We start from the raw sequence: 25,284 nt of genomic DNA, 5'->3' as shown, positions 1-25,284 counted from the left end.
CTCCAATGGATCGTTACTACCCGTCGTAGCGCAACCGCTGAGCACTACAGCGGCTGCTGTCGGGATGACGATGAACAAGTGACGGATGACGGACCGAAGACAGTTTGCTTGGACCCTGTTCAAGCCTTTTTTCTGTGCGAGGGATGGTTGGTTTCGCATGGGGTCCATTTCAATGCGCGGCACTGGTATCGGCAACGCGGGTCGGCTTCGGCGCAAACCAGATCGCGGTGGCTGCGAGGATGAAGGCCAGTCCTGCCCACAGGAAAACCTGGTTGGTGGCCAGCATGACGCTTTGCGCCTGCACCAGCTGGTCGAGCATGGCGCGCGCCTGGTCCATCGCCATGCCAGATTCCGTCATCATTCGCATCGTGTCGCCACTGGCGTCGGTCAGGCCAGCCAGTTCAGCATGGTTGCGGGTAATCTGGTTACCCCAGACGGTCGTCACCAGCGATGTGGCAAAGGCACCCGAAACGGTTCGCACGAAATTCATCAGACCGGCCGCCGATGCAGTTTCCGGCTCGTCGACGCTCGATAGCGCAAGTCCGGTCAACGGCACGAAGAAGAACGGCAGACCTACACCCTGCAACAGGAGCAGCGAACCGATTTGCCAGAACGTCATTTCCGTTGTCGCATCCGTCCTCAGCAGCGTGAAGGCGCCCAGCCAGACCACACCGAAAAAGACCAGGGCGCGCGGATCCCACTTGGCGGACAGTTTGGCGGCGAATGGTGCCGCAATGACAGCCAGGACACCGCTCAGTGCGGTCACATAGCCCGCTTGAGTGGCGGTATAGCCCATGTAGGTCTGCAGCCACTGCGGCGTCAGCACGGTCGAGCCGAAGAAGGCTCCGAAGGCGAGGCTGATGGTCAGCACGCTCATGGTATAGCCACGATGCCGGAATACACGCAGGTCGACGATAGGTTGCTTCTCCGTCAGTTCCCAGATCATGAAGGCAGCAAAACCGATGGCGGCAACGATGGCCAGTACGGTGATTTCGGTGGAGGCAAACCAGTCGAGGTCCCGTCCTTCGTCGAGCATGATCTGCAAGGCAGAAATCCAGATAATCAGCAAGCCAAGGCCCACGGCATCGATCTTCGTCTTCAGGATCTCGGTCTCGTAGCGCTTGAGCATCTGCCAGCCAAAATAGGCACAGGCGGCGGCAATCGGCGCGTTGATCAGGAATATGTAGTGCCAGCTCAGCTGATCACAGATCTTTCCGCCCAAAACGGGACCAAGGATTGGCGCCACCAGCGTGGTCATGCTCCATAAGCCGATCGCCATCGGCGCCTTCTCTTTGGGAAAGATCCGTAACAGGATCGTTTGCGACAGCGGCATCAGCGGCCCGCCGGCAAGTCCCTGCATGATGCGGAAGACGACCAGCGCGCCCAGCGAAGGGGCGAGTCCGCACAGCACCGAGAACAGGCCGAACAGCACCATCGAGGTGATGAAAACCCGAACGGTACCGAAGCGGTTTGCCAGCCATCCGGTGAGCGGAACCGTAATGGCTTCAGCAACCGCATAGGATGTAATGACTAGGGTGCCCTGGCTGGCAGAGGCGCCGAGTCCACCAGCAATGTTCGGTACCGATACGTTGGCAATCGTGGTATCGAGCACGACGATAAAGTTGGCGGCGGCCAGCAGTAGGGCGGCCAGGACCAGTTGGCCACCTTCCAGCGGCTGGATGCTTGATGTTTGTTGATGGGCGGCTGACATCGTCATTCCTTGATTTAGTTGGACGCCACTTGCTGGCGCGGCGCGGCTGCCGTGTCAATGGTGGCGGTCATGGACAGGCCGACACGCAGAGGATGCGCCTTCAACTCTTCAGGGTTCAGGGCAATGCGTACCGGCACCCGCTGCACCACCTTGAGCCAGTTACCGGTCGCGTTCTGCGACGGAATGACGGCAAAGGCAGAGCCCGTGCCACCGGCAAAACCGGCCACGACGCCGTGGTATTTCACCTTGTTGCCATACAGGTCAGCTTCCAGCTCAACCGGCTGGCCAACGGCGACATCCTTCAATTGAACTTCCTTGAAGTTGGCATCGACATGCGCTTCCTGGATCGGCACGACTGCCAGCAACTGAGCTCCAGGCTGAACGCGTTGCCCGACCTGCGCCTGACGTTTGGCAATGACGCCGTCAACCGGCGCCCGCAGCACCGTGCGTGACAGATCCACTTGGGCTTGCTCGACCCGGGCACGGGCAGCGGCAACTTCAGGATTGGTTTGCACCGTGGTGTTGGCGGTCAGCGTCGCATTGGCCTTCAAAGAGCCGATAGCCGCGGCCCGATTTGCATCTGCTTGCGCGACAGCCGCGGTGGCTGTGCGCAGGTTGGCCTCGGCCGTGGACATCGCCGTGCGGGCGTTTGACAGTTCTTCACCGGATACCGAGCCGGATTTGGCGAGTGCTTCGCGCCGGCTGAGATCGAGCTTGGCGCGCGCCAGGTCCGCCTGGGCCGATGCCAGCTGGGCGGCCGCGCGCTTCTGGTCAGCCTCGCGTGCGGCAATCTGCGCCTGCAAGCCCTGATCGGTTGCAAGGTAACCTTGCACGCGTCGCTCGGCGCGTGCCAGTTCCGCTTGCGCCTGGGCTAGCGAGAGCTTCGCGTCAGTGTCATCGATGACTACCAGCACATCGCCTTTTTTGACTTGCTGGGTATCCGTTACACGCACTTCATTGACTGTGCCGGAGATGGCCGGCGTGATCTGGACCGTTTCCGCAGCCACATAGGCATTCTCGGTCGACACATAATGGGACGCGACAAGATGCCAATAGGTGCCGTAGCCAGCCCCGGCAAGGACGACTGCTGCGGCCAACGCCGCAAACATTTTCTTGCGCTTGCCAGCCGCGCCACCAGGGTCGTTTACCGAGGTGGACTGGGATGACAGCTGCTCTTCCGTAGTGGCATCCGCTTCAACAGCGCGCAAATTGTTCTGGTTCATATGTTGTCCTTCTCTCTTTAAGCTTGGTTGTTTCGATAGCCACCACCCAACGCGCGTACAAGTTGCACGTCAAGCGTGAACAGGCGTGAACGCTGGTTGGTGAGTGCCCTGACATTGGAAAGCAGCGCATCTTCGGCGCTCAGTACTTCCAGATAGGTCGCAAGCCCGCCCTGATACCGGTTTTGCGCGACGCGGTATGCTTCGGTCGCTGCATCCACGGCTTCCTGGGCTTTGCCGAGCTGACCTGAAATAGCGCGCTGGCTCACCGCCACATCTGCAACTTCCTTGATGGCCTGATTGACCGCACCGTTGTAGCTGGCAACGGCTTCCTCATACTCCGCACGCGTGCCCTTGTACTGGCCTTGCAGGCGACCCGTATCGAAGATGGGAAGAGAAATAGCTGGGCCCACGGAGCCGGCGAGCGAGCCGGACTTTGTCAGCAGGTCCAGTCCCAGGGACTGGAAACCAATAAAGGCAGACAAGTTGACATTCGGATAGAACGCGGCACGTGCCTGGTCGATGCGTTTGGCGGCGGCTTGTGCGCGCAATCGTGCTGCCACGACATCCGGGCGGCGGCCAAGCAAGTCTGCCTGCAGGTTGGCCGGCAGGCCGGCAGCACGAGCCAAATCGAGCGACGGCCGAGCGATCGCAAGCGCACGATCCGGCCCCATGCCAGTCAATGCTGCCAGCTGGTTCTTCTGCAGTGCGATAGCCTCATCCATGGCAAGCAGTTCGGCTTCAGCTGCTGCTTTGCGTGCCTCGACCTGCTTCAGGCTGCCTGTGGTTTCCAGGCCATTGCGCTGGCGATCGCCAAATAGCTCGGTTGTACGAGTGCGCACCTGAACCGCTTTTTCCAGTGCGTCGCGTTCGGCATACAAGCGGGCCAGTTCGGCATAAGCGGAGGCAATAGTGGTCGATAGTGTGAGCCGTGCCTGCGCCTGATCCGCGCGCGTGGCTTCGGCGGCTGAGGTGGCAGCAGCCAATGCGGCGCGGTTCTTGCCCCAGAAGTCGATCTCGTAACGCAAGTTGAAGCCCGCACTGGCAGTCGTATTCCAGCCATGGGGCACAGCCGCCTCGGGCACGCCATTGTTATAGCTTTGCTTGGTTTTCCCGAGACTCGCGTCGGCGGTCAGTCCAGGACGAAGGGAGGCGCCGGCCTGTTCGGCGGCAGCCAAGGCTTGAGACAGCCTGGCCTGGGCCACTGCCAAGGAGGGTGCGTTCTGCAATGCCTCGTTGATGAGACCGGAAAGCTGGTCATCCCGGAAATCGTTCCACCACTGGTCAGCTGGCCAAGCAGCGTCCGAGGCGGAGATCGTTTTGGAGGATTGGTAAGCTTCGACGGTTTTGGGTTCGGGAAGCGCTCCCAACTGTGGCACTTGCGCGCATCCTGCTAGTACCAGCGCGCCGAGGAGGACCAGCCGGCTGGTCGGCCAATGGCCGTGCACTCTACGTAAGATTGCCGAACTGTTCACATCAACACCTTTTGTCACGTTTAACTGTACGGTACGGTTCAGTATAGGTTGACAGTCAGGCCGCGTCAAGCGAAACTGTACGGAGTGGTTCAATTAAGAGGGCGTGATGAGAGTTAAATCAGATACAAAGCGGCAAGCCATCCTTGATGCCGCAGCCGAGGGGTTCCGCGAGCTGGGGGTGGAGCGGACGTCGATGTCAGAAATTGCGGCCCGGGTAGGCGGCTCCAAGGCGACGCTGTATTCGTACTTCGCGTCAAAGGAGGAGTTGGTGCTGGAGATTTTGCTTGCCATTGGCGAGCAGCATGGAAAACAAGCCTATGCCGCGTTAAAAGCAGCGCCCGACATCAGGACGGGCCTGACTGACTTCGGCGTGGGCCACCTGAAGTTCGTTACCAATCCGGACACGATGGCGATCATTCGTTTGGCCATCGCGGAAGGGGGACGTAGTGGACTGGGCCGCCAGTTTTACGAGCGCGGACCTAGACAATTGCTCCTTGAACTGAGCATCTACCTGCAAGAGTTAATTGACAGGGGGGAGCTATCCAATGGCAATGCAGCGCAGATGGCCTGCCATTTAAAAGCCTTGTACGAAGCGGAGATTTTCGATCAGCATTTGTTTGGAGCGATCGATAGCAAGGAAGACACTGACCTTGAAGTGATCGCTCGTCGCGCCGTTGAAGCGTTCCTCAGCCTCTACGGGCGGCAAGCGGCGAGCGATGGAACAATTCGAAGCCCCATTTCTTCTTGAACGATCCGATGAGACCGGCTTCTCAACGCACTGATTTCCATTTTCATTCGCCCAGCCCATCCAGATGCAACCGGAGGATACGGCGGATCTCGAGGATGGCAGCTGGGGTTTCTTGCACGCTATGCGAATAGGAAATAACCTTCTCCGATAGTGCACCGGATAAATGAGCACTGCGGTAAGGAACCAAGCCATCGCTAGAATCGACCAGCGGCACATCGGGTGTGTCATTGGCGATGATGGAGTGCACTCGCACATTCTGACCCATCGGCAGGTCAGCGGCTACTTGAATGAAGGGATCCTGGTCGCTGAGGTTACGGATGCCGTTGGCCGTATCCAGCGGAGAATTAGGATCAATAGCGCCTTGGGTGGTCAGCAATTCCGCTACTTCCTTTACCTGGTTCAATACTGACGCGGGAAGGGCCACCATGCTGGCAGCTAGACGGGCCAGGCGCGTCTCCGCAAACGGCGTGCCTCGGTGCGGTGCGGCCACAAACACGCTGCGGCTGACCTGCGGCAGCGGTTCGAAGTCCATGTAGGAGCTGAGCGCGGTACGGGCTCGCTCCAGCCGGTTGCCTTCAAGTGGGTGACGACGCAGCAGGTCCTGCCACAACTGGGAACCTGACGAAGAAACTGCCAGCCGGCCAAGCAGGCCACCCATGCTATGCCCGATCAACACGATGTCCTGTGAGGCTGGCGCAGTGCCGCTCGGGTCGAAATGTCGAATCGACCGTTCGATCACGTTGCGGATGTCGATGTTGTTGATCGGGACTGGAACATTGGTCGGATAGTAAACCTGCCAGATCTGATAATGCTGGCGCAAGCGTTCATCGCCCAGCAATTCGTTGGCGACATTGATCCATGCTTCAGGACTGCTCGCCAGTCCATGCAGCATGATGATCGTGCGACGTTTCGGATCGTACGGCTGCATCAGATACAGGCGTGGCTTTTCCAGTGCCTCACCTTTGCCAATCAGGGTCAACAAGGACTGTACGCCGAAGTCAGACCGTGCAAGCCACAGACCATAAGCGGCCGTGAAGTCGCCGGCCAGAGGAACCGTCGCGCCGCCAAGCGTCACACCTGTACGCCGGTAGGGGTCGTATACCGTCATGGCTGCTTGGTGGGTGGCCAGTATCGCGGCAAGAGAATCCCCAGTGAAGTCGAGAACCACAGTAGTCGACGCAAAGGGTGTCTCCCGGAACGGTTCGTGCACTTGGCTATCTGTGCTCAGAGTGGTGGAAGACGTTGCCGCAACAAGGGATGCTCCAATGCCATCCCGCCGGTACTGATTGCGCAAGCCTGCGAAGCTCAGCGAAGGTGCGGGGACCAGTTCCCTTGGGATCGCTCCGCTACGCGCCAGACCATCGTCGATGCGGCCACTGATGTGCCATGGTCCGGACACGAGCTGAAAGCTGCCGTCCGGGTTGAGCGGTTCTGACTTGCGAGCGCCTTGCTGCGCGGCCTGAAATAGATGCGTGACGGCTTGCTGTACCGAGAAATTGTAGTAATCGCGTACCTGTCCCTGGCGTTCCTCAAGCGCACGCTGCTCCGGTCGGCGTGCGGTTTGGAACAGGTAAGCATAAGCATGGCGAGCAGCTTCGAGGTAGGCATTGACGACCGTGTCGTGGTCAGCCCCTTGTTGGCGTTCAAGCACGAGGCCTTCCTGAAGCCATAGTTCAGACAGTACGGACAGGCGTAGTTCGTCATCAAGTCCTGACGACGCCGCCACGTCGTGTCGACAACGTGCGGGTGCGCTGGTGCACACGCTCCGATCGGCGCCGACGACTTGCAGCGCATTGGCCGCGGCGAAGCTCAGTTGACCGGTTGTCAGAACGTCGCCTCGCCGCAATGCCATGTAATCGCTCGGCGCTATCGACGAAACCTTGACGCCGGCACAACCCGACAGCATTGCAGCCAATAGGAGTGCCGATGCGATCCAGGCGCCGTGAACGCAACGAGGCTTCATAGCAAATGTTTCAGATCTATGCGCGCAACGTCTTGAGCGCCGTGCTCCACGCTACCAACTGGTCCAGCATGTCGTTTATTCCTTGAGCATGATGGGCTGCAGGCTTGAATACGCTGAATTGCTCGAAATCCGTGAAAAGAGACAGCGCAACCTGGTTGCGAACGGTTGCGACTTGCACTTCCGCCATAATCTGGCGAAGGTGCTCCACCGCACGTACGCCGCCAGCGCTGCCATAACTGACAAATCCTGCAGCCTTGTTATTCCACTCCTTGTTGAGGTAATCGATAGCATTCTTCAGCGCGCCGGACGTACTGTGGTTGTATTCCGGGGTGATGAAGACAAATCCATCGAAGGAGGCGATTTTATCGGCCCAAGCTTTGGTATGCGGCTTGCTGTATTGTCCCATCGCCGCGGGAAGCGGCTCATCCAGAACAGGTAGACTGAAATCGACCAGGTCGACGAGTTCATACTCGGCATCGTTTCGCTGGTTGGCTGCCGCCAAGGCCCAGTCGGCGACTGCTTTGCCATTCCTGCCCGGGCGGGTGCTGCCTACGACCACTGCAATTCGAATCATGTTTCTCTCCTAAAAGGGACGTTGAAGCTTAAGTCTCGATTACCACTTCTGCATTGGCATCACGTTATTGATTGTGTTCTGCCGATTCAAACCTGAAACTGGATACCGCAATGATGCCCATGAAGTCTTCGTGGTAGACGCGTTCGCCTGCGTCGGTTCCGGCTGCACCTACGACGACCATGAGAGGCAGGAAGTGGTCTTCGTGTGGATGGGCGATGCGCGCTGCAGGTGCACTATCCCACTGAAGCAAATACTGCTCACGTTCCTGCGGCGACACTTGCGTCAACGCCGTCTGCAACCAACGATCGAATGCCTGGGACGGTGCAGTGGCGGCAGGAGTGAACATGCGCAGGTTGTGGTAGCTCAAGCCGCTGCCGATAATCAGAACGCCTTCGTCCCGCAACGGTGCAAGCAGCTTGCCGACTTCAATGTGCGCTTTGGGGTCCAGATCTCGTCTCAACGACAACTGCACCACCGGAATATCAGCGTCCGGAAATGCCGGTGCCATGACGGTAAAGGTGCCGTGGTCGTATCCCCGTTGAGGATCAAGCTTTGCTTCCACGCCCCCCTGTTTCAGCATTGCCTGGATGCGCTGGGCAAGCTCAGGCGAACCGGGGGCAGGATACTTGACATGATAGGTATGCTCCGGAAAGCCCGTATAGTCATAAATCATGCCTGGCGCGGCGCCAGCGGAAATCGTGAAAGCATTCTCTTCCCAGTGCCCGCTCACCACCAGAATCGCCTTGGGCTTTTCAGGAAGGGTGCGTGCCATCTCCTGTAGCGACGCTTCGAGCTTGTCGAACATGCCGCCACTCTGTTCTTTCATCCACGGCCATGGTCCGCCGCCATGGGACACGAAATAGGTAGGTAAACGTTTCATTTTCAGGTGCTCCGAATATGTTTGTTTAATTGCGCGGCAGAATCGGCGCCTTGCGTGAACGTCCCCAGAAGACGAACACAGACAAACCGAGTAAGACAACATTCACTGGTACCACCATCGCTTCGCCACGGGAGAGATGGAAGACGATTGCGAACACTTGCAGTACGGCGCAACCGAGTGCAGCGAACACCGTCAGGTTTGGCTTGATACGGGTAAGTGCAGGAAGCAGGATGCCGATGCCGCCAGCAAGATCAACGAGGGCGATACCGCGTACAAACCAGGTCGGGTATTGACCGGCCCACGGCATCATTTGAGCCAGTTCGGGAATCGGCGTGAAAAGCTTCATGAAGCCCGACATGATGAACATGGCTGCGACGATGAACTGGGCAACCCAAAGAGTGATTCGAATCCCCTTGCCGGGGGCTGCATTTGAAACGACTGTGGCCATGATGGTCTCCTGACGAATTGTGAAGGAGCGATGGACGTACTATAAACATCTAAGAATGGTTTATCATCCAGCTAAATGTTGATGCATCGTTTCTTCTTGGTTGATGATTGCCATGGATACCTTAACAAGCATGCAAGTTTTTCGATTGGTTGCAGAACTGAAAAGTTTCGCCGCTGCCGGACGTCGGATGGAAATGTCCGCGGCGATGGTCAGCAAACATGTAATGCATCTGGAAACTCGGCTCAATACGCGTTTGCTGAACCGGACCAGTCGGCATGTGAGCCTGACGGAGAGCGGCGCGCTGTACTTTGAACAGTCCCGGCAAATGCTAGATGGACTAGAGGAAGTAGAGGCGGCCATCACCAAAGCAACGGTGGTAGCGCGTGGAACTTTGCGTATCAGTGCACCGGTTTGGCTGGCCAATCCTGCATTTGTTGGCGTGCTAGTCGACTACCGCGCAAAGTATCCCGATGTCAATGTTGAAATGGATTTATCAGGTCGGATCGTAAATTTGGTGGAGGAAGGCTTCGACTTAGCCTTGCGCGCGTCTAGTTCGCCCGGTGATAACCTTATTGCCCGTCCGGTTGCCACCGTGCCTTTTTATCTTGTCGGCTCGCCAGCTTATCTCGCTAAGGCAGGCACGCCGAAAAGTCTTGCAGACCTTTCATCGCATGCCATGTTGTGGTATTCGCTGGCGCCAACTTCCATGGAATGGCCTGCGCCCGAGAGTACCGAGCCGGAGATGTTAAACATCACGCCTGTACTGCAAAGCACTAACGAATCACTGCTACACCTTGCTGCCTTGCAGGGAATGGGGGTGGCGCTGTTGCCGAAATGGTTGATAGAAGCGGATCTCCAGGCAGGAAGTCTGGTTCATGTACTGTCAAAGCAGCCCATTCATAAAGCAACGCTCTACGGCGTCTATCCAAGCCGCAAATACCTGTCGTCGAAAGTCCGTACGTTTCTGGACTTCCTCCTAGAAGACCCGCGACTGCAATAGAGTCGCTTTCCTAGCGCAAACATTCAGTGCTCATCATCATGAGACGTTGGTCTCTTATTAGTTTGTCATATCAGCTTGACGCTGCGCTGAGTCTCGCATCGCGAGGGCAAGCCGGACCGGATGCGATTATCGTAGGTATATATGTAGGGCCTTCACACTACTGACGGAGCATGGGATTCACCCGTTTCAGCATGAATCCGTCCGGCCTAAGCTAGCAAGTGTATCGAACACAATCGTTCGTGAGCATTCCCGTACATTTACGCCAACAATCCCTCTGCCTTCAGTGCCTCTTGTACCTTAGGGCGCAGTGCGACACGGTTCATGAAAGCTTGAATGTTGGGCCATTTGTCCACTTCAATGTTATGTATTTTTGTCCAGTTCAGCACGGTGAATAAATAGGCATCGGCGGCGGAAAAGCGATCGCCCATAATGTACTCTTTGCCTTGGAGCATACCCTCTAAGGCATTCAATCGCCTCTCGATCACGCTTTTTTGGATTTGTTTCATTTCTGGTGTGAGCATCGGATTAAAAAGCGCACCGATCTGCTTGTGGACCTCGGTAGCGGCAAAGTTGATCGCTTCCATGTGTTGATAACGATCGAGCCCTCCAAACGGCGGCAACAGTCCGCTTTCCGGGCGTTGGTCAGCCAAGTACTGGCAGATTACACCCACCTCAGTGATGACTTGCCCGTTATCTAGCAGCAAAGCTGGTACATAGCCTTTGGGATTGACCTGCCAGTAATCGCTACCGTCATTCGTCTTCTTATTGGGGATATCGACCTTGACTAAGTCAATTTCATGGCCGGCCTCGCGGGCCACGATATGTGGAGCGAGTGAGCAGGCGCCAGGTGAATAGAACAATTTCATGAAAATTCCTTTCGTTTAAAAAGTCCAACAAATAGCCGCAATTTTTGCACGCAGTCTAGGTGACTCATGAATAGTCTGCGGAGGGTAACCGGAAGCATGTTTGTGTCAATGGCTAAGCTAAATCCCATGTACGCTTAGAGCTCGCACAGCGGAACGTAGTATCGACTGTAGTTTTGTCCGTTCCTCTTCATTGAGATCACGAAACATCGCACTTTCTATTTCCACGACTTCAACATCACCACGCTGAAGGACGGCATTACCTTCTTCCGTCAGGCTAATTTGGATGATCTTTCCGTGCGTCGGATCCGGTTTGCGTTCGATCCAGCCGCGCGCTTCCATCGACTTAACCATTTCATTAGCAGACTGCGGCGAAACCATTGTGCGCTCCGACAACTGCGCGTTCGACATGCTCCCAGACGCACGGAACACTGACAAGGCAGTGTACTGTGGCACTGTCAAGCCAAAGCGCATCAAGCTGTCGCGCAGGCGCTTGCCTAGAACATGATCGAGGCGACCAACCAAATAGGCAAGGCCTAATGGTTTTTGCTGGTCAGAAACTGCCTTGGCAGAAGTTTGTTTAGCCATAAAGATCTTGTTGTGTCACGAAACTAGCCCGGCTATTATAAGCCTTGTATCAGGCTTCCTGATATCATCCATCTACAGGATATTGTATGTCCATTCACTCAGGCCGCGACGTCCGCCTTGATGTAAACGATGAATCAACGAACGTGGTAACGGGTGCTGCAAAACAGCGCCCGGTCGCGCTCGGTAATCCGGAAATCCGGGCCTACCAACAAGAGGGGACGTGGCATGTGGTGCCAGTCACGCCACTTGAACCGGCGCCGCTTCGCATTACTGACCGACTCGTAGGCGGTGCACAGAATTATCCGATGCGCACCTTGGTTGCACGCCGAGACCGGAATGGTGAATGGATTCGACTCTCCTATGCTGAGATGCTCGAACGAGCACGCCGCATCGGCCAGTCGCTGCTCGATCGCGGGTTATCGGCCGAACGCCCCCTTGTCATCCTGTCCGGTAACGACTTGGAACATCTCCAGCTAGGACTTGGCGCAATGTATGCTGGAATACCCTATGCGCCGTTGTCAGTGGCCTATTCGCAGGCCACCAATGATTACAGCAAATTGCAGGATCTGATCGACCAGTTGACGCCTGGTCTGGTGTATGCATCTGATGGCAATAAATTCGGCCGGGCTATTGCAGCAACTCTTCCAGACGACGCCGAACTCGTTCTTGATCAGGGAAGCGTCAGCTGTAGGAACGCGACCCGGTTTGCCGATCTGCTGAAAGCAGAACCTGCAAGCGTCGATGACGCTAATGCACGGATGGGTCCGGATACCATCGCAAAGTTTTTGTTCACATCAGGGTCGACCAAAAAGCCAAAAGCCGTCATTACCACGCATGGAATGCTGTGCATCAACCAGCAGATGGTACTGCAGACCTTTCCCTTTTATGCTGAAACACCCCCGGTACTCGTCGACTGGCTGCCGTGGAGTCATTGCTTCGGTGGCAGTCACATTGTCGGTATTGCCATATACAACGGTGGGACCCTGTATATTGACGAAGGCAGGGCGACGCCTGCAGAATTTGAAATCACTCTAAAGAACCTGCGCGAGATCGCGCCGACCGCCTACCTCAGCATCCCGAAAGGGTTCGAGATGCTGACGGAGGCCCTGGAAACGGATGCGGCACTGCGCGACACTTTCTTCTCCAAAGTAAAACTGTTCTTTTGCGCGGGCGCTGGTCTGTCGCAGGCCGCGTGGGACAGGCTGGATGCGGTCGCGCTGGCGCACTGCGGCGAGTCAATTCGCATCATGACCGGGCTGGGGATGACTGAAACTGCGCCTTCATGCACCTTTGGTACCGGTGATATCGTAAAGGCTGGATACGTCGGCGTTCCAGCCCCGGGCTGTCGCGTCAAGCTGGTGCCGATTGGCGAGAAAATGGAGGCGAGGTTTCACGGCCCCCATGTGACCCCCGGGTATTGGCGCGCGCCGCATCTGACGCAAGAGGCATTTGATGAAGATGGCTTCTACCGCACGGGTGATGCATTGCGCTTCGTCGATGAAAGGCGTCCAGAGCTCGGCTTCATGTTCGACGGCCGCATTGCCGAGGATTTCAAGCTTTCCTCAGGCACGTTTGTGAGCGTCGGCCCCCTGCGTGCAAGGGTCATTGGACAAGGAACACCCTATGTGTTTGACGCTGTTGTTACTGGGATCGACCGCGATGCAATTGGACTGATGGTGTTTCCACGCATGGAAAATTGCCATGAGCTGTCCGGGCTTCCGCCGACTGCCACTCCGTTCGAAATTCTTTCAAGCGATCGAGTACGCCACTTTTTCAGGAAGCTGTTGGACGACTTGAACGCTGCGGGCGGCGGTTCATCAAACCGGGTTGCCATGCTTCTTCTGCAGGAAGAACCGCCTTCAATAGACCACGGTGAGTTGACTGACAAGGGTTCGATCAATCAGGCTGCAGTCCTCAGACGTCGTGCCAGCCAGGTCGATGCCATGTACCAAGGTACGGACGACAGGGTTATCCAAGCAGGTTAAGTGACAGAAAATATGCTGTTCCTTAACTTTTCGCGGATATCAGTGCTTGGGAAGCTTTACAGCTAAAAGACTTGGGATCAAGCATGAATAAATCGACCGATGCGTATGGCCTGTATAACTTTTCCGGGAGCGTTCGAAACCCGAAATTCATGCCGATACTGAATTGACAAAGGCCGTACTAATGAGACCGCGAGGTTTGCCACCATCCGCGACGATCAACAGGGCAGGGCAAGGAACTGTTTACCAAAGTCCTTATCCTGGCCGCGCGGCGTTGAGCTTCATGCAGTACGGTACATTAGATAGAAAACAGGAAAATATATGATCTGGCACACCGCAGTTAATCTAGACGCGCTCCATGAGATACAACGCGATACGGCTGCTGACCATCTCGGAATTCAATTTACTGAATTCGGCGACAACTGGCTGATGGCACGTATGGCAGTCGACAGCAGGACGGTTCAGCCGTTTCGGATTCTTCATGGTGGTGCTTCGGTGCTGCTAGCCGAGACCGTGGGTAGCGCTGCAAGCAATCTATGCCTGAATAATGAAACGCATTACGCCGTCGGGCTTGATATCAATGCAAATCATATTGCTGGAGCACGTTCGGGAAATGTATATGGCCGGGCAGAGCCAATCCATCTTGGGCGCTCAACCCATGTGTGGCAAATCCGGATTTCCGATGACTCCGAACGCTTAATCTGTGTATCACGGCTAACCATGTCCATTCTTGAGCGCAAATAGCTTGGTCACATTCTTGGGACGCCAGTATCGCTCTTTTCTGAAGCGAGCAACAAGGGAGCGATATTGACTTCGCCAAATGGGATTGGTCCTTAAAAGCGTTTCGATACTGTTGTGCTCTTAAGGCTTGGGCATACAGACTGCTGCCCAGTAAGGCAGCTTCTTTCTGGTCATATACGACGCTATACCGGCCCTGACAAAGAGCGTTGAACAGGCCAGCCCAACGGCTAGTCTTTGTCAAACGTTCTACCCGGTTTGCGAATGCCGCCACATACTTTTGCCGCAGTTCGGCCGGTGCTTTATCAGTGAAGCTACCGGCTGATAGAAGCCCGCCCGCTCAATGAGCGTCCGCTTTTCGGCGTTCGCAAAGACCGCTTTGGGTCGTTACCGGCCCTACATCGCCTGGCGCCTTCCCGCCAGGCGCGGGCCTTCAACACGCATTTCTGCACCTGTGACGCCGGCGCTCGCTCATCCCGTTATTGACTGATCGTTCAAAAACCTGCATAGTTGAGTTATTGAACGATCGTTCCATAAGCGACGAATGGGAGTCCCATGGCCAGGCCAAGGACCTACGATGAAGACCTTGTTATCGCCCGTGCGGCGGAGGTGTTCGGTCATAATGGCTACAACGCCTGCTCGGTCGACGACCTGGTAGAGGCCACGGCGCTGCAGCGAGGCAGCCTGTACAAGGCGTTCGGTTCCAAGCGCGGTCTATTTGAAAGGGTGCTGGATCGAGCCCTGGTCGGCGAATGGTACCGGGATGCGGCCGTGCTCGACCTGGTCATCACCGCCCTGCGCGAACTGGCGCCAACAGACCGGCCGATCGCGGCCCTTTGCCGCGACGCCTTGCAGGCCTATGGAGAGGACGCTGCCGCACTGCTCGGCGCGCGCCTGCTCGATCACTTGCCCACGCACGATCCCAACAAGGAGCAGCGATGCCTCGACTCGAACTCACCGACCGCGAACTCGTTGTCCACCTGACGGCGTGGGAATCGATCTTGTCGCTGCGCCGCAGCTTTCGCGTGCCGCTTGCGCATGTTCGTGGCGCTACCGAAGACAATGGCTTCGGCGGCGGCGCGCTGGGCCTGCGCATCCCAGGCACCTACTTGCCGGGCCTGATCGCCGCAGGCACCTTCATCAAAGGCAGCGACCGGCAGTTCGTCTACACATCGCGCAAGCTGCAGACCATCGTGATCGAACTGGCCGGAAATGACTGGGCACGCCTGGTCATCGGGGTGCCGGACGTGCGCGCCGCGGCGACGCGCATCAACGCTGCCGTCGCCAGGCGCCACTAGCATCCGGAATGGCGCCTGAACCAAGGCGACATCCGGACTTTCCACAAGACGCTTCGACGTTGGCAGCAGCGGAGCGGCGTGAAGCGCCCAGTGGAAGGGGACGCCGCCCGCTTGCGTCAGGCGCTCTTCGGCTCTGGAGGAAAGAATGCCCGTATATCCCCGATGCGGTCCTGTCCCGCCACTTTCCGATAGGCGGTCATCAAGGGTCCGGGGTCGAGGTGCGGTACCGGTGTGAAGCGCTTGTCGCCGGCCTTGTCGAGATCCCAGTTCTCGAAACCGCATAGCAGCGGGTCGACATCCAGGCTGACATAGTTGCGGCACACGAAAGGCCTGTGTTCATAGATGGAACAGGCATCATCCACCAGGAAGGTGCATGGCGTATCGCGGCCAAAGTCGTGAATGTGGGGCGGCACATAGTCAAGTCGCAGCTGCACCGCGGGACGGCCGATGGCGTGCCCTATCGCATCCGCCTCCGTCTGCGACATCATTACCCGCTGCTTGCAGCACGCGGCGCATCCCTGCTTGCAGGCGACATGTTCACCGGCGTACGAGCGCACCTCGGAAACCAGTGCCTGGATGCGGATGATCTTGTTCCTGCGCGAACCGCCTTCCGCAAGCACGCGCTGCAGCTTCGCCACCAGTGCCGGTTCGGCAGGCGCGAACGCCTGGTCTATCTGGCGGGTCACCGCCGGGACCCTTTCTTCCAGCGCCGCCTTGCGCGCATCGATACGCGCGAATACGTCTTCCATGATCGCCTTCCCGTTTTTCCGGATCATGCCACGAGCGAAGCCGCCAGACAACGTGCCGCACGTCACGCTGCATCAGGGCCTGCATGGCCGGCCGCAGTGGTGCGACGGGTCGCGCCTGCGGGGGACAGCATGGGCATCTGGCGTACACTGTGTTTTTCATCCGCCCGCCCCTGAAACTTCTCGTCTCTTCCGCATGCCTGATACTTACTCACAGTACGCGCACATCTGCGAGCGATTTTATGATCTCTCCACGGACCAGAAATCCGCGGCAGGGTTCGTTCTGACTCTTCTGGAAGCACGTGCAGGACAGCGGGCACTCTTTGTCGGCAGCATGCTTGGCGTCGCGGAGCACCTGGTGGCGCACGGACTGGCGCTGACAGTCGTCGACCACAGCGAAGAGATGGTCGAACTTGCACGCCGTCGTCTTCCCGGGGCCGTCGTCAGGCAGGCGGATCTGCGATCTCTGCCATTCGATGCCTGCTTTGATTTTGTCGTTGTCATCGGCAGGGTATTTACTCACCTGATTTCGGAAGATGACCTTACGGCCGGTCTCCATGCCTGTCGACGCGCCGTGGCCCATGCAGGTGTCGTGCTTGTGGACAATTACGAGTCAGGGAAGATACTGCGTACCGCGTATTTCAATGGCGCGATACAGGTGAGGGATGAACGCAGTCGAATCGTCAGGAGGTCGACCACGGAATTGCTTACGGAGACGCCGTTAGTGGTACGTTGGAAGGCCAGCTACACCGGGATTCACGAAGGCGCGCCTTTCTCCTTTGACGATACGATCGAACAGCGTGCATGGTCGCGCGACGAGATTCACGCACGCATGTCGTCTTCCGGCTTTTCCGTCCTGCGTCAGGGCGACAACTTCGACGACACCAGTTTCTACACGCTGGCACGAGCGGTTTGAGCAATCGGTCCCTGTAACGCTTCTCGCGCGCCCGAATGCGGCATGGGCGTCGCCGACGGCTGCGCCAGGCATGAGCCGCCCAGCGTTGCAAGGTAGGCCCTTCAGATCGACTCGCGTCGTGCATGCCCCGCGTGAGGTGAACAGGCCCTGGCAAGGAAGAGGGTGACTGCTCTCAGGCCGGCCTCCATCGCTTGCGCGTCAAACCCGCTGGACCGCATATTCATGAAACCATGTTTCGTGCCGGGCCATACCGAAACCGGGCAACCGGCGTCAGCGAGGCAGGCGGCAAGTGGAGCGACACTGAAGTGGGCTTCCTCTTCCGCAAAAATCAGTTCCACCGGGGAGTGCGGCCGCAGGCAAGCGTAGTCGCGAATGCGGGAGCCGTAAAAAAGAATCGCTGGAGGGAGGTTGCTGTTCTCGTCGCATGCGGCACGCCACGCCGCAGTCGCCCCGGCGCTGAATCCCACGCATGCATCGACCTTCTCGCGCTGCAGCACAGGATTGATACGCTCCAGGTAAGCCTCGAGCCCCCCATTGTGCTGGAATGACCGGTACGCATCCTGCTCGTCGGAGAAGCAATCGTGCTGCTCCCGGTACGGGGAAAGCAGAATAGGGCTGGCTGTGAAACGACCGGCGAGCGTTACCAGTTCGGGCGTCACACCGAAGATGTCGGTCAGAACTAACACCCGCATGGCGACTGCGGCCTGCGACGGCGCGCTTGTGTTGCCCGGCAATCACCTACTGCGCGGGTAGCGGAGCCACGGCAGTTCATCGCACACCCTCGCCCAGCTGCATGTGCAATAGGGGGAAGGGACGCCCTTGACCGTCAAGTGGCGACCGGCCGCATGTCCTGAAGCCCATGCGTTCATAGAAGCGGATGGCGTCCGGATTCTGTTCGTTCACGTCCACGAGGATCGCATCCATTTCGGAGACGGCGAATTCCAGGAGGGCGCGCCCGATACCCAGACCTCGGAGCTCGGGCGCAATGAACAGCATTTCAATCTTCCGGTCCGCGACGCCGATGAACCCCTGTATTGCGCCCAGCTTATCCGTGTGGAGCATCAGGTGAACGAGCGGCAGATATTCGTCACGAATCTTCTCCCGCAAGGCGGCAATGTCAGCACGGCTCAGGAAGTCATGGGTGGCGGTGACGGAGGCTTCCCAGACCTTCGTGATCTCTTCAAAGTCTTCGTTGCGGGCGGGACGTATGGGCATGGTGAAACGCATAAGCAATCGACATGGGCGGGCAATATTACTGCAAATTCATGTTCCCGGCCGCGTGTGGCCTGCCCTGTCGCGGGTCATCCCGGTCCGCGCCGCCGCTGGCCTCTGTCGGCCAGGCGCGTGACGACAAAGGATCGACCGAAGCTGCAAAGATGCAGCCATCCGATTGATCGGTTGTAATTCCCCCGCGTCTATTGCCAGGTCCATTCATCTGGCTGCAAGGAGCTGCCTCCGGCCTCACTGGCCGACGCGACGCAACCCGCCGGTACTGCAGGCATTCCCGGCATGCGCAATCGGCGCGACGGCCACGGTGGCAGGCGCTGCCGTCCGCGGCCGCCGGTTCCTCTCATTTGTGCGCATGCCTGGCCGGCAGCGCCAAGGCCTGCGGCGTTTGCCCGGCTTCGACAAGCACCGAAACGTCCGCTTTTCCCGCCTTCTCGAAAGTCAGCGTCAGGGGAACGGCGTCGCCTGCGGCAAGGGGTTTGCGCAGTCCAAGCAGGAGGATCCGGTACCCGCTGCCGGGCCCGATGTCGATCCTCGCCGCGGGCGGCAGCGCGAGACCATCGACCGGTCGCAGTGCGATCGCAAAGCCCTTTTTCTCCATCGTGTGGATCCGGACCGCCTTTGCGAGCGGGGACGAGAGGTGGACCAGGCGGTCGGCGAGCGTACCCTTGTTCTCCAGCGACAGGTACACGGCATGGGATGCCGGCGAGGCGGAGGGGCCGCGCGCGTATGGATGCCCGACGACGACCTGTCCCGCCCTGTAGTCGTGCGCGTGCGCGAGCGATGCTGCGAGCGCAGCGATCAGGAACATGCCGTGTTTTCTTGAGATCATAGGTAGGTTTGCCATGCACACTGGATGTTGTGCGCAGAGACTAGCAAAATGCGCCGGCCTTTATCATCAGAAATATCAAATCCTCGACCGGGCGACGTCCGGTCGCGATCATGGGCCGGGCTTCGTTCGCGCAGGGCGGCGGGTCAGGCAAACAGGTCGAGCCGGTAGCCGATGGTGTAGATGGTGGTCAGGCGCACGTTGTTGTCGCGCTTGAGTTGCAGCTTGGTGCGCACCTGGGACATGTGAGTGTCCAGCGTGCGCGACGTCATGACCAACTCCCGGCCCCAGACGTTCTCCATGATCTTTTCGCGGCTGACGATCTGTCCGGCGTTCTGGAACAGCATGGCGGCGATGGCGAATTCCTTGGGCTTGAGCTCCACCGGCTCGCCGCGGACGGCGGCGGTCTGCCTTGCCAGGTCGAGCTCGAAGACGCCGCAGACGAGGCGGGAATGCGCGTTTCCGTTTTCGGTGCCGGCGTCCGGCGTTGCCTCGGGCGCCCGCAGGCGCTTCGACAATGCGTGGATACGCGCGCTCAACTCGGCCTTGCGTATCGGCTTGGCCATGTAGTCGTCGGCGCCGGCCATCAGGCCCTCGACCACATTCTCTTCCAGCGCGCGGCTGGTCAGGAACATGACGACCGGCACGTTCTTCAACTCTTTCCTGGCGCATGACTCCCTCACGGTCACTGCTCGGCCGTTACCTCCGCATACCTTTTCGTCGCCAAAAGGCCTCATAGATTCCATCCACTTGGATGGGAACCGGATGGAGGAACGCCGGGTCCTACAGCCAGGAGGAGGAAGACATGGGCCAAGAAGTGACAACCAGGGAGCGGCGTCCACGGGCCGGCGAGACGGAGAAGATCACGGTCAACCTGGGGCCGATCGACCTCGGCCAGGTCGACCTCCTGGTGGAGGAAGGCTTTTATTCCAACCGGGCCGACTTCATCCGCACGGCCATCCGCAACCAGCTGCAACAACACGGCGAGGCGGTACGACAGACCGTCGCCCGCCGCAGTCTCGTGCTCGGCTTGCAGCATTACTCGCGCGCCGACCTGGAAGCACTGCGCACATCCGGACAACGCTTGCAGATCCAGGTGCTCGGACTGGCCAGCATCGCCGATGACGTGACGCCCGAACTGGCACTGGCGACGATCGATTCGGTCGTCGTGCTCGGCGCCCTACATGCCAGCCAGGCCGTCAAGACGGCACTGGCTGGAAGAATTCACTGACGAATACGAAAGCATCCCATGAAATTCAATGATGGCTTCCTCGCGCAAATGCGTGACGCGGCAAAACTTCTGCAATCCGAGGGGCCGATGGCGGCAACCGCCGCAATTCAGCGCGCGCTGCATGGCGAAACGGACAAGGCCGAGGGCGCCCAGCCCTTCGACCTGGCGGCGTTCCTGCCGGACGTGCCCGGATGGGACGACGTGCCCCAACCACCCGGCGCCGCCCGTGCGCGAACCGACGCAAGCGCCCCGTCGCACACGGGGATGAGGAACAAGTGGAGAAGCCCCGGCGCCCGCCACGATATAGAGGACGTAGAGGACGTAGAGGACGTCCGCGTCGCCGACGGCAGCCCGGCCGAAAAGGCGCGCACGAAAGCTGGCCGCTTCATCTCGGCGTCCTGCACCTGCGATGCCGGCACACGCGCCTACAAGCTCTATATTCCGGGCGGGTACGAGAACACGCCCCTGCCTCTTGTCGTCATGCTGCACGGCTGCACGCAGAATGCCGATGATTTTGCGGCAGGAACCGACATGAATGCGCTGGCCGAGGAAAACGGCTTCTTCGTTGCCTACCCGGAGCAGGATAAAACCGCAAACGCGACGAAGTGCTGGAACTGGTTCCAGGCCGGACACCAGCAACGGGCGCACGGCGAGCCCGCGATCCTGGCGGCGATAACGCGTGAAATCGCGAACACTTACCAGGTCGACCCGGACTGCGTGTACATCGCGGGTCTCTCCGCAGGCGGCGCCATGGCTGCGGTGATGGCGGCGACCTATCCGGAGCTCTACGCCGCCGTCGGCGTCCATTCCGGACTCCCATACGGTGTGGCGACCGACATGCCTTCGGCGTTCGCGGCAATGAAGCGATCGAGGGCCAGGGCGGCGTCCCTCAAGGCGCGGGCGCAGCCGCCTGCTCCTCTCGCGCAGAACGTGCCGGCCATCGTATTTCACGGGGATCGCGACGCGACGGTGCATCCGGAGAACGCCAGCCAGGTCCTGGCCCAATGCCTGTCGGCCGGCGCCATCGAGGGCCCGGGCGCCACGGTGCAGAAGCAGACGGACCCGCAGGGACGGTCGTGCACGCGCACGGTCGTTCACGATGCCGCCGGTCGTGCGATCGGTGAGAAGTGGATCATCCACGGCGCCGGCCACGCATGGTCCGGCGGCAGTCCAAAGGGGTCGTATACCGATCCGCAGGGGCCATCGGCTTCGCGCGAGATGGTGCGCTTCTTCACCGGGATACGCCGCCACGGGAAGAAGTGACACGCGTCTCGCCGCGCCACTATCGTGGCGCGGACCGGAAGCGCCGGGGAGGCCATTTCAAACAGGATCCCGGCCGCCTCTTCGTTTGACGCGTGTCTTCGCGCTGATCGGACAGCACGCGGGAGGGCTTCCTGCCGCGCGCGAGTGCCCGATCCCGCAAGGGCAAGCGTGGGGATCAACCGCACGATGCGAGCGAGATTTCGGCACCGCTTGCCACGCCCGAAACGATGTCGGGGAAGACGTGCAGAAAGGCGCGTCGCCAGCCCCTGGCTTTTCTCCCTCGGTCATCGGGTCGCCATGTCCGCAATGCAGTCGCCGGTCTCAGGAAATACGCCCCGTGTCCGGCGAACGCCTTTCGATTCAGACTCTTTCGATTGCTGCACTGATCCCCGGCCTGGCTGAGTGCCGCCTCCAACTCGCAGTGCCCGACCTGGCGCTGCATGCCGTTTCTGGCGGCGTCTCTCGTCCGGCAAGTACGCGCATCCCCGACGTCCTTTCCTGTTGCCGCAATCCCAAAATTAATTGATCTAAATTTTATATGCATGTATATTGCTCGCGAGAAATTATGGCGCAGCCGGAATTTGCACGGCACGGCGGTTAGCGAACCCGGCATACAGAGGTGCGAAGGTGCAGTACGTAGAAAGCGAAGAACACGATCAAGCGGCGGACGTGGCGAAGGCGCGCGGAGGCGACGCGCAACGCGCGACCCTGTTCGGGGCGGGAATCGTGCTGTTCATTTTTCATGCTGTCCTGGTCCTCAACGCACACGCCTACCTTGCACTCCAGGTTGCCGCACTTTGCGCCGTCCTCATCGTCCTCTGGCTGCCGTCGCCGCTCGCAGACCTCTTGCGATTGGAAGGGCGGTGGATGTGGGTAGCGCGGGCCATCGCTCTGCCATCCTTCTTCATCAGCCTCGCAGGCCTCTACACCGCCGCGACCTACGATCCGGAAGCGCATGCCCAGGAGCGCGGGTTCGCGTCGATGGTGCAGATGAAAAAGATGAACGCACGCGGCTACGCCACCATGCAGGACTTCAATGACGCGGCCGCACGCAGCCCGACTTTCTTCATCAGGCATTGCTGGCGCAAGTCGACGGCTGTCTATGAAGAGGCGTGCCTCGGGAAACGTGTCGTCTGGGGTGGGATGATTGCCAGCTACGGCAGTGACGGCGCCCGCATCGAGGTACTGAATTTCGACGGAAGCAAGCCCGCCGAAAACGTCACCATCGACGCCGAAGACCTGGGCGATCTCGAGAAGCAGTACGGCACCGGGCGCGTCATTCAGTTCGAGGGGATCATTGGCGACGCCAATATGGTGTACCCCGATATCGAGAAGGCCAGGCTCCTCTACATCGAGGCGAACGAGGAGAAGGCGGCGCGAGTGTCGCGGGCGAAGGCACGCGAGCAGGCGATCCTGAGTGCTTGCGAACGACAGATACGCAGCGAGGCTATCGCGGTCACTCTGCACAAGTACAACCGCGAAGCGGGCGGGGGCCTGTTCGGGTCGACGCTGTCGGAAGACCATTCGCGCCAGTTGTACAAGACGATGGAACAGCGAACCGAGGCCTGCGAACGACAGGCGGCGGCCCGTTACGACGCCGAGCACGAGTAGTGCCGCTGGTCACGGCGTCGCTCCGGCGCGGCGGCCGACAGAAGATCAATCAACCAACGAGAAGAACCGCATGAAAATGAAGAAAGACGCGAATCGCGCGGCACTGGTCCTGGGCGCCGCATTGCTCCTGCCGATGTCCGTCGCCCTGGCCCAGCTTGACTCGGTCAAGACAGCCGGCGGCAACGTTCGCGTGGGCGAAGTCGACTACACGAAAACGCTCATGCTGGGCAACAAGCCGATTGCCGGCGTCGAACCGAATGATCATGTCAGCATCCTCCGCAAGTTCTCCGTGAGCGGAAACGATGTGCTGCTTGTCTCGACCCAGTGCGGCGGTTCCGCCTGTGCGTTGGTCGGCTACCAGTTCGTCACGGTGGGCCAGGGCGGCAAGATCAGCGTGTCGGCGGAAATGCACGGTGCGGATGGCCAGGACCCTCAGATCAGCGTGACCGGCGACACGATCACATTGAAGCTGGTTGCGTTTGTCGGTCGCAAGCAGAAGACCACCACCTGGGTCTACCAGAACGGCGTGGTCAAGAAGGCGTGATGCGACCGGCTTTGCGAGTGGCAAGAAGAGGAAACTGATGGATCGCATGTTGACGGGCGCGCTGGCGCTGATTGCAGGCGCGACGCTGGCCGCGGGATGCGGCAAGAAGGACGTCCAGGAGCGCGTATCCACGGCGAGTGTATCCGCAGCGCCGATCGACAGGACATCGTCGCCAGCGGTGGACTCTGCGCTGCGACCAGCGAGCCCGTTGCCGGCGGAACAGGTGGAAGCGCATGGACAGCAAGCCGCCGGCCCGGCCGCGTTCGCCAGTCTGAATCGCTTCGACGGCAAGCGTCCGGAAGACCTGCAGTCCGAAGGCGAGATCGGCACGACCTTGCGCGCCGTTGTGCCTCAAGCATTCTACAAGTGCTTCACCGAGGCGCTTGACGAGCTGCCGGATCTTGAACTGTCCCGGGACGGCGCCGTCCTTGCCTCTGCAAACGGATCGCACGTCGAGAATTTCCTGGAGGCGTACCTGTCGGTCTCGCCTGCCGCAGAGGTGGACGTCATGCTCATGTGCGGCGACCGCACCGGCTCCGGCAAAACCTACCACTATTTCACCAACCGGACCGGTGCGGCCGCAAGCGCGCCGCTGCTCGACTGGTTCTATCCGCTGCCGGACGAGGACAGCAACGTCGTGGTCACGAAAGGCAGTGCGTCCAGCACCGTCACCGCCCGGGCCTTCCTTGCCTCAAGACTCCCGGGAGCTTCGTCGGCCGCGGTGCGACCGGAAGGGGCGACCGGGCAGCCGTCAACGGCGGCAACCGCCCCTGTCGATACCCGTCCGCTCGTCCAGTCCAGCCAGAGCGCACACGCAGCCGAGCCTGTTTCTACGCCGAGCGCAGCCGGATCGAGGAGCTATCCGGTCAAGAACTGGTCGCTCGCCTACAACAATCTGGCAAGCAAGGTGCTGCCGACGACTGCCTGCGTACTGAAGCGCAGCGCGTTCGCCCAGCCCGCCGGGGACCTGAATTTGCACGTCGTCCTGTCGTCGCCAACCCCGGTCTCGAAGTACGTGCGAGCAGGGGTGACCGGCGAGAATCTCAACCAGATCGCGCTGCACCTGATGGCCAACAACTGCAGCGCCTTCCTGGGCGAGAAGGCGCAAGTGGAACAGTTCGTTGCCATTGCGGGCCGGGTGGGAGCGGAGCTGACGGTCGTGCACGACGTGTTGCCTGCCGATGCCGTGAAGAGGGTGATCGATTCGGGCGTGCGAGCGAAGGCGTCGCCGGTACCTGCCGCCAGCCTGAAGTTCGCAGGCGCGGGTTCCTGAGTGCGGCCGCCCTTCGCCGGCCGCAGCGCCGACGGTCGTTCATGCATTGCCGCTTCCGGCGCTTAAGTCCTTGCTTCGGATCGGATGAAATCCAGATACGCAGTCCTTTCCCAGGGAGGAGGCCGTTCTTCCGCTCCGGCCCGGCGATTCCGTTGA

At 59.4% G+C, this 25,284-nt stretch carries 26 protein-coding genes; 12 read left to right on the top strand and 14 right to left on the bottom strand.

The annotated features are described in order from the left end of the window. Window positions 1-169: 169 nt before the first annotated feature. The 3 genes from VIM12_RS14740 to VIM12_RS14730 are packed head-to-tail and all read right to left on the bottom strand — an operon-like array spanning window position 170 to window position 4,379. Window positions 170-1,711, bottom strand: a complete 1,542-nt coding sequence (locus tag VIM12_RS14740; RefSeq protein WP_331942415.1) for a DHA2 family efflux MFS transporter permease subunit — start codon at window positions 1,709-1,711, stop codon at window positions 170-172. A gap of 14 nt (window positions 1,712-1,725) precedes the next feature. Continuing rightward, window positions 1,726-2,934: an HlyD family secretion protein gene (locus tag VIM12_RS14735; RefSeq protein WP_331942414.1), complete on the bottom strand. Its 1,209-nt coding sequence runs from the start codon at window positions 2,932-2,934 to the stop codon at window positions 1,726-1,728. A gap of 17 nt (window positions 2,935-2,951) precedes the next feature. Beyond that, the gene (locus tag VIM12_RS14730; RefSeq protein WP_331942522.1) at window positions 2,952-4,379 is read right to left on the bottom strand and encodes an efflux transporter outer membrane subunit; all 1,428 of its coding nucleotides are present in this window, start codon (window positions 4,377-4,379) and stop codon (window positions 2,952-2,954) included. Window positions 4,380-4,512: 133 nt separating this feature from the next. Between VIM12_RS14730 and VIM12_RS14725 the strand changes: the two genes are divergently transcribed. Beyond that, window positions 4,513-5,154 (top strand): TetR/AcrR family transcriptional regulator, encoded by a 642-nt coding sequence (locus tag VIM12_RS14725; RefSeq protein ID WP_331942413.1) that lies wholly within the window; start codon window positions 4,513-4,515, stop codon window positions 5,152-5,154. 43 nt (window positions 5,155-5,197) lie between these two features. Here the strand turns inward: VIM12_RS14725 and VIM12_RS14720 are convergent, their stop codons facing one another. From VIM12_RS14720 to VIM12_RS14705, 4 genes are all read right to left on the bottom strand, one after another. Next, complete coding sequence (locus tag VIM12_RS14720) at window positions 5,198-7,060, bottom strand: esterase/lipase family protein (RefSeq protein ID WP_331942521.1); 1,863 nt, start codon at window positions 7,058-7,060, stop codon at window positions 5,198-5,200. A gap of 73 nt (window positions 7,061-7,133) precedes the next feature. Then, entirely contained in the window at window positions 7,134-7,691 is a 558-nt protein-coding gene (locus VIM12_RS14715) for an NAD(P)H-dependent oxidoreductase (RefSeq protein ID WP_331942412.1), read from the bottom strand. Between the two features lie 64 nt (window positions 7,692-7,755). Further along, window positions 7,756-8,571 (bottom strand): class III extradiol ring-cleavage dioxygenase, encoded by an 816-nt coding sequence (locus VIM12_RS14710; protein WP_331942411.1) that lies wholly within the window; start codon window positions 8,569-8,571, stop codon window positions 7,756-7,758. Window positions 8,572-8,596: 25 nt separating this feature from the next. Then, the gene (locus VIM12_RS14705) at window positions 8,597-9,019 is read right to left on the bottom strand and encodes a DoxX family protein (protein WP_331942410.1); all 423 of its coding nucleotides are present in this window, start codon (window positions 9,017-9,019) and stop codon (window positions 8,597-8,599) included. A 112-nt stretch (window positions 9,020-9,131) separates the two neighbouring features. Between VIM12_RS14705 and VIM12_RS14700 the strand changes: the two genes are divergently transcribed. Then, on the top strand, window positions 9,132-10,019 hold the full coding sequence (locus VIM12_RS14700; RefSeq protein ID WP_331942409.1) for a LysR family transcriptional regulator: 888 nt from the start codon (window positions 9,132-9,134) through the stop codon (window positions 10,017-10,019). Window positions 10,020-10,276: 257 nt separating this feature from the next. Here VIM12_RS14700 and gstA read toward each other — a convergent pair whose 3' ends face one another. Then, window positions 10,277-10,885 carry a glutathione transferase GstA gene (gene gstA / locus VIM12_RS14695; RefSeq protein ID WP_331942408.1) on the bottom strand — a complete coding sequence of 203 codons (609 nt, stop codon included), beginning with the start codon at window positions 10,883-10,885 and terminating at the stop codon, window positions 10,277-10,279. A gap of 117 nt (window positions 10,886-11,002) precedes the next feature. Further along, entirely contained in the window at window positions 11,003-11,470 is a 468-nt protein-coding gene (locus VIM12_RS14690; protein WP_331942407.1) for a MarR family transcriptional regulator, read from the bottom strand. Window positions 11,471-11,556: 86 nt separating this feature from the next. Here VIM12_RS14690 and VIM12_RS14685 point away from each other — a divergent pair, with 86 nt between their 5' ends. From VIM12_RS14685 to VIM12_RS14670, 4 genes are all read left to right on the top strand, one after another. Continuing rightward, on the top strand, window positions 11,557-13,455 hold the full coding sequence (locus VIM12_RS14685) for a feruloyl-CoA synthase (protein ID WP_331942406.1): 1,899 nt from the start codon (window positions 11,557-11,559) through the stop codon (window positions 13,453-13,455). A 318-nt stretch (window positions 13,456-13,773) separates the two neighbouring features. After that, entirely contained in the window at window positions 13,774-14,196 is a 423-nt protein-coding gene (locus VIM12_RS14680; protein ID WP_331942405.1) for a hotdog fold thioesterase, read from the top strand. A 549-nt stretch (window positions 14,197-14,745) separates the two neighbouring features. Next, window positions 14,746-15,174 (top strand): helix-turn-helix domain-containing protein, encoded by a 429-nt coding sequence (locus VIM12_RS14675; protein WP_331942404.1) that lies wholly within the window; start codon window positions 14,746-14,748, stop codon window positions 15,172-15,174. Further along, a complete protein-coding gene (locus VIM12_RS14670) occupies window positions 15,129-15,488 on the top strand; it encodes a hypothetical protein (RefSeq protein ID WP_331942403.1) in 360 nt (119 codons plus the stop codon). The genes VIM12_RS14675 and VIM12_RS14670 overlap by 46 nt, the downstream gene beginning before the upstream one ends. Before the next feature lie 116 nt (window positions 15,489-15,604). Here VIM12_RS14670 and VIM12_RS14665 read toward each other — a convergent pair whose 3' ends face one another. Continuing rightward, the gene (locus VIM12_RS14665) at window positions 15,605-16,237 is read right to left on the bottom strand and encodes a YkgJ family cysteine cluster protein (RefSeq protein WP_331942402.1); all 633 of its coding nucleotides are present in this window, start codon (window positions 16,235-16,237) and stop codon (window positions 15,605-15,607) included. Here VIM12_RS14665 and VIM12_RS14660 point away from each other — a divergent pair. Next, window positions 16,236-17,150 carry a class I SAM-dependent methyltransferase gene (locus tag VIM12_RS14660; RefSeq protein ID WP_331942401.1) on the top strand — a complete coding sequence of 305 codons (915 nt, stop codon included), beginning with the start codon at window positions 16,236-16,238 and terminating at the stop codon, window positions 17,148-17,150. The two genes, VIM12_RS14665 and VIM12_RS14660, sit on opposite strands and share 2 nt — an antisense overlap. A gap of 101 nt (window positions 17,151-17,251) precedes the next feature. Here the strand turns inward: VIM12_RS14660 and VIM12_RS14655 are convergent, their stop codons facing one another. The 4 genes from VIM12_RS14655 to VIM12_RS14640 all read right to left on the bottom strand — a co-directional run bounded on the left by VIM12_RS14655 (window position 17,252) and on the right by VIM12_RS14640 (window position 19,853). Further along, complete coding sequence (locus VIM12_RS14655) at window positions 17,252-17,884, bottom strand: dienelactone hydrolase family protein (RefSeq protein ID WP_331942400.1); 633 nt, start codon at window positions 17,882-17,884, stop codon at window positions 17,252-17,254. A gap of 34 nt (window positions 17,885-17,918) precedes the next feature. Next, the gene (locus VIM12_RS14650) at window positions 17,919-18,377 is read right to left on the bottom strand and encodes an acetyltransferase (protein ID WP_331942399.1); all 459 of its coding nucleotides are present in this window, start codon (window positions 18,375-18,377) and stop codon (window positions 17,919-17,921) included. A gap of 343 nt (window positions 18,378-18,720) precedes the next feature. Continuing rightward, on the bottom strand, window positions 18,721-19,209 hold the full coding sequence (locus VIM12_RS14645) for a copper chaperone PCu(A)C (RefSeq protein ID WP_331942398.1): 489 nt from the start codon (window positions 19,207-19,209) through the stop codon (window positions 18,721-18,723). 143 nt (window positions 19,210-19,352) lie between these two features. Further along, window positions 19,353-19,853: a response regulator transcription factor gene (locus VIM12_RS14640; RefSeq protein ID WP_331942520.1), complete on the bottom strand. Its 501-nt coding sequence runs from the start codon at window positions 19,851-19,853 to the stop codon at window positions 19,353-19,355. A 158-nt stretch (window positions 19,854-20,011) separates the two neighbouring features. Here VIM12_RS14640 and VIM12_RS14635 point away from each other — a divergent pair, with 158 nt between their 5' ends. The 5 genes from VIM12_RS14635 (at window position 20,012) to VIM12_RS14615 (ending at window position 25,128) form a co-directional block, all read left to right on the top strand. Next, a complete protein-coding gene (locus VIM12_RS14635; protein WP_331942397.1) occupies window positions 20,012-20,437 on the top strand; it encodes a CopG family transcriptional regulator in 426 nt (141 codons plus the stop codon). A gap of 18 nt (window positions 20,438-20,455) precedes the next feature. Continuing rightward, a complete protein-coding gene (locus VIM12_RS14630) occupies window positions 20,456-21,700 on the top strand; it encodes a PHB depolymerase family esterase (RefSeq protein WP_331942396.1) in 1,245 nt (414 codons plus the stop codon). A gap of 627 nt (window positions 21,701-22,327) precedes the next feature. Next, complete coding sequence (locus VIM12_RS14625) at window positions 22,328-23,311, top strand: hypothetical protein (protein ID WP_331942395.1); 984 nt, start codon at window positions 22,328-22,330, stop codon at window positions 23,309-23,311. A 70-nt stretch (window positions 23,312-23,381) separates the two neighbouring features. Continuing rightward, window positions 23,382-23,855 (top strand): hypothetical protein, encoded by a 474-nt coding sequence (locus tag VIM12_RS14620; RefSeq protein WP_331942394.1) that lies wholly within the window; start codon window positions 23,382-23,384, stop codon window positions 23,853-23,855. A gap of 37 nt (window positions 23,856-23,892) precedes the next feature. Continuing rightward, on the top strand, window positions 23,893-25,128 hold the full coding sequence (locus VIM12_RS14615; RefSeq protein WP_331942393.1) for a hypothetical protein: 1,236 nt from the start codon (window positions 23,893-23,895) through the stop codon (window positions 25,126-25,128). The last annotated feature ends 156 nt before the right edge of the window (window positions 25,129-25,284 follow it).

Origin of the sequence: Noviherbaspirillum sp. (assembly GCF_036563305.1) — a bacterium.
Lineage (GTDB): Bacteria > Pseudomonadota > Gammaproteobacteria > Burkholderiales > Burkholderiaceae_D > Noviherbaspirillum.
Note: the sequence above shows the minus strand (reverse complement) of the source record. Positions and strands in the feature narration are given on the sequence as shown.

Bases quoted from the DNA above. Each gene is read 5' to 3' on its own strand.
- VIM12_RS14740 (WP_331942415.1), bottom strand. From the start codon at position 1,711: ATGTCAGCCGCCCATCAACAAACATCAAGCATCCAGCCGCTGGAAGGT.
- VIM12_RS14735 (WP_331942414.1), bottom strand. From the start codon at position 2,934: ATGAACCAGAACAATTTGCGCGCTGTTGAAGCGGATGCCACTACGGAA.
- VIM12_RS14725 (WP_331942413.1), top strand. From the start codon at position 4,513: ATGAGAGTTAAATCAGATACAAAGCGGCAAGCCATCCTTGATGCCGCA.
- VIM12_RS14720 (WP_331942521.1), bottom strand. From the start codon at position 7,060: ATGCTGTCGGGTTGTGCCGGCGTCAAGGTTTCGTCGATAGCGCCGAGC.
- VIM12_RS14715 (WP_331942412.1), bottom strand. From the start codon at position 7,691: ATGATTCGAATTGCAGTGGTCGTAGGCAGCACCCGCCCGGGCAGGAAT.
- VIM12_RS14710 (WP_331942411.1), bottom strand. From the start codon at position 8,571: ATGAAACGTTTACCTACCTATTTCGTGTCCCATGGCGGCGGACCATGG.
- VIM12_RS14705 (WP_331942410.1), bottom strand. From the start codon at position 9,019: ATGGCCACAGTCGTTTCAAATGCAGCCCCCGGCAAGGGGATTCGAATC.
- VIM12_RS14700 (WP_331942409.1), top strand. From the start codon at position 9,132: ATGGATACCTTAACAAGCATGCAAGTTTTTCGATTGGTTGCAGAACTG.
- gstA (WP_331942408.1), bottom strand. From the start codon at position 10,885: ATGAAATTGTTCTATTCACCTGGCGCCTGCTCACTCGCTCCACATATC.
- VIM12_RS14690 (WP_331942407.1), bottom strand. From the start codon at position 11,470: ATGGCTAAACAAACTTCTGCCAAGGCAGTTTCTGACCAGCAAAAACCA.
- VIM12_RS14685 (WP_331942406.1), top strand. From the start codon at position 11,557: ATGTCCATTCACTCAGGCCGCGACGTCCGCCTTGATGTAAACGATGAA.
- VIM12_RS14680 (WP_331942405.1), top strand. From the start codon at position 13,774: ATGATCTGGCACACCGCAGTTAATCTAGACGCGCTCCATGAGATACAA.
- VIM12_RS14675 (WP_331942404.1), top strand. From the start codon at position 14,746: ATGGCCAGGCCAAGGACCTACGATGAAGACCTTGTTATCGCCCGTGCG.
- VIM12_RS14670 (WP_331942403.1), top strand. From the start codon at position 15,129: ATGCCTCGACTCGAACTCACCGACCGCGAACTCGTTGTCCACCTGACG.
- VIM12_RS14660 (WP_331942401.1), top strand. From the start codon at position 16,236: ATGATCGCCTTCCCGTTTTTCCGGATCATGCCACGAGCGAAGCCGCCA.
- VIM12_RS14665 (WP_331942402.1), bottom strand. From the start codon at position 16,237: ATGGAAGACGTATTCGCGCGTATCGATGCGCGCAAGGCGGCGCTGGAA.
- VIM12_RS14650 (WP_331942399.1), bottom strand. From the start codon at position 18,377: ATGCGTTTCACCATGCCCATACGTCCCGCCCGCAACGAAGACTTTGAA.
- VIM12_RS14645 (WP_331942398.1), bottom strand. From the start codon at position 19,209: ATGATCTCAAGAAAACACGGCATGTTCCTGATCGCTGCGCTCGCAGCA.
- VIM12_RS14635 (WP_331942397.1), top strand. From the start codon at position 20,012: ATGGGCCAAGAAGTGACAACCAGGGAGCGGCGTCCACGGGCCGGCGAG.
- VIM12_RS14630 (WP_331942396.1), top strand. From the start codon at position 20,456: ATGAAATTCAATGATGGCTTCCTCGCGCAAATGCGTGACGCGGCAAAA.
- VIM12_RS14620 (WP_331942394.1), top strand. From the start codon at position 23,382: ATGAAAATGAAGAAAGACGCGAATCGCGCGGCACTGGTCCTGGGCGCC.
- VIM12_RS14615 (WP_331942393.1), top strand. From the start codon at position 23,893: ATGGATCGCATGTTGACGGGCGCGCTGGCGCTGATTGCAGGCGCGACG.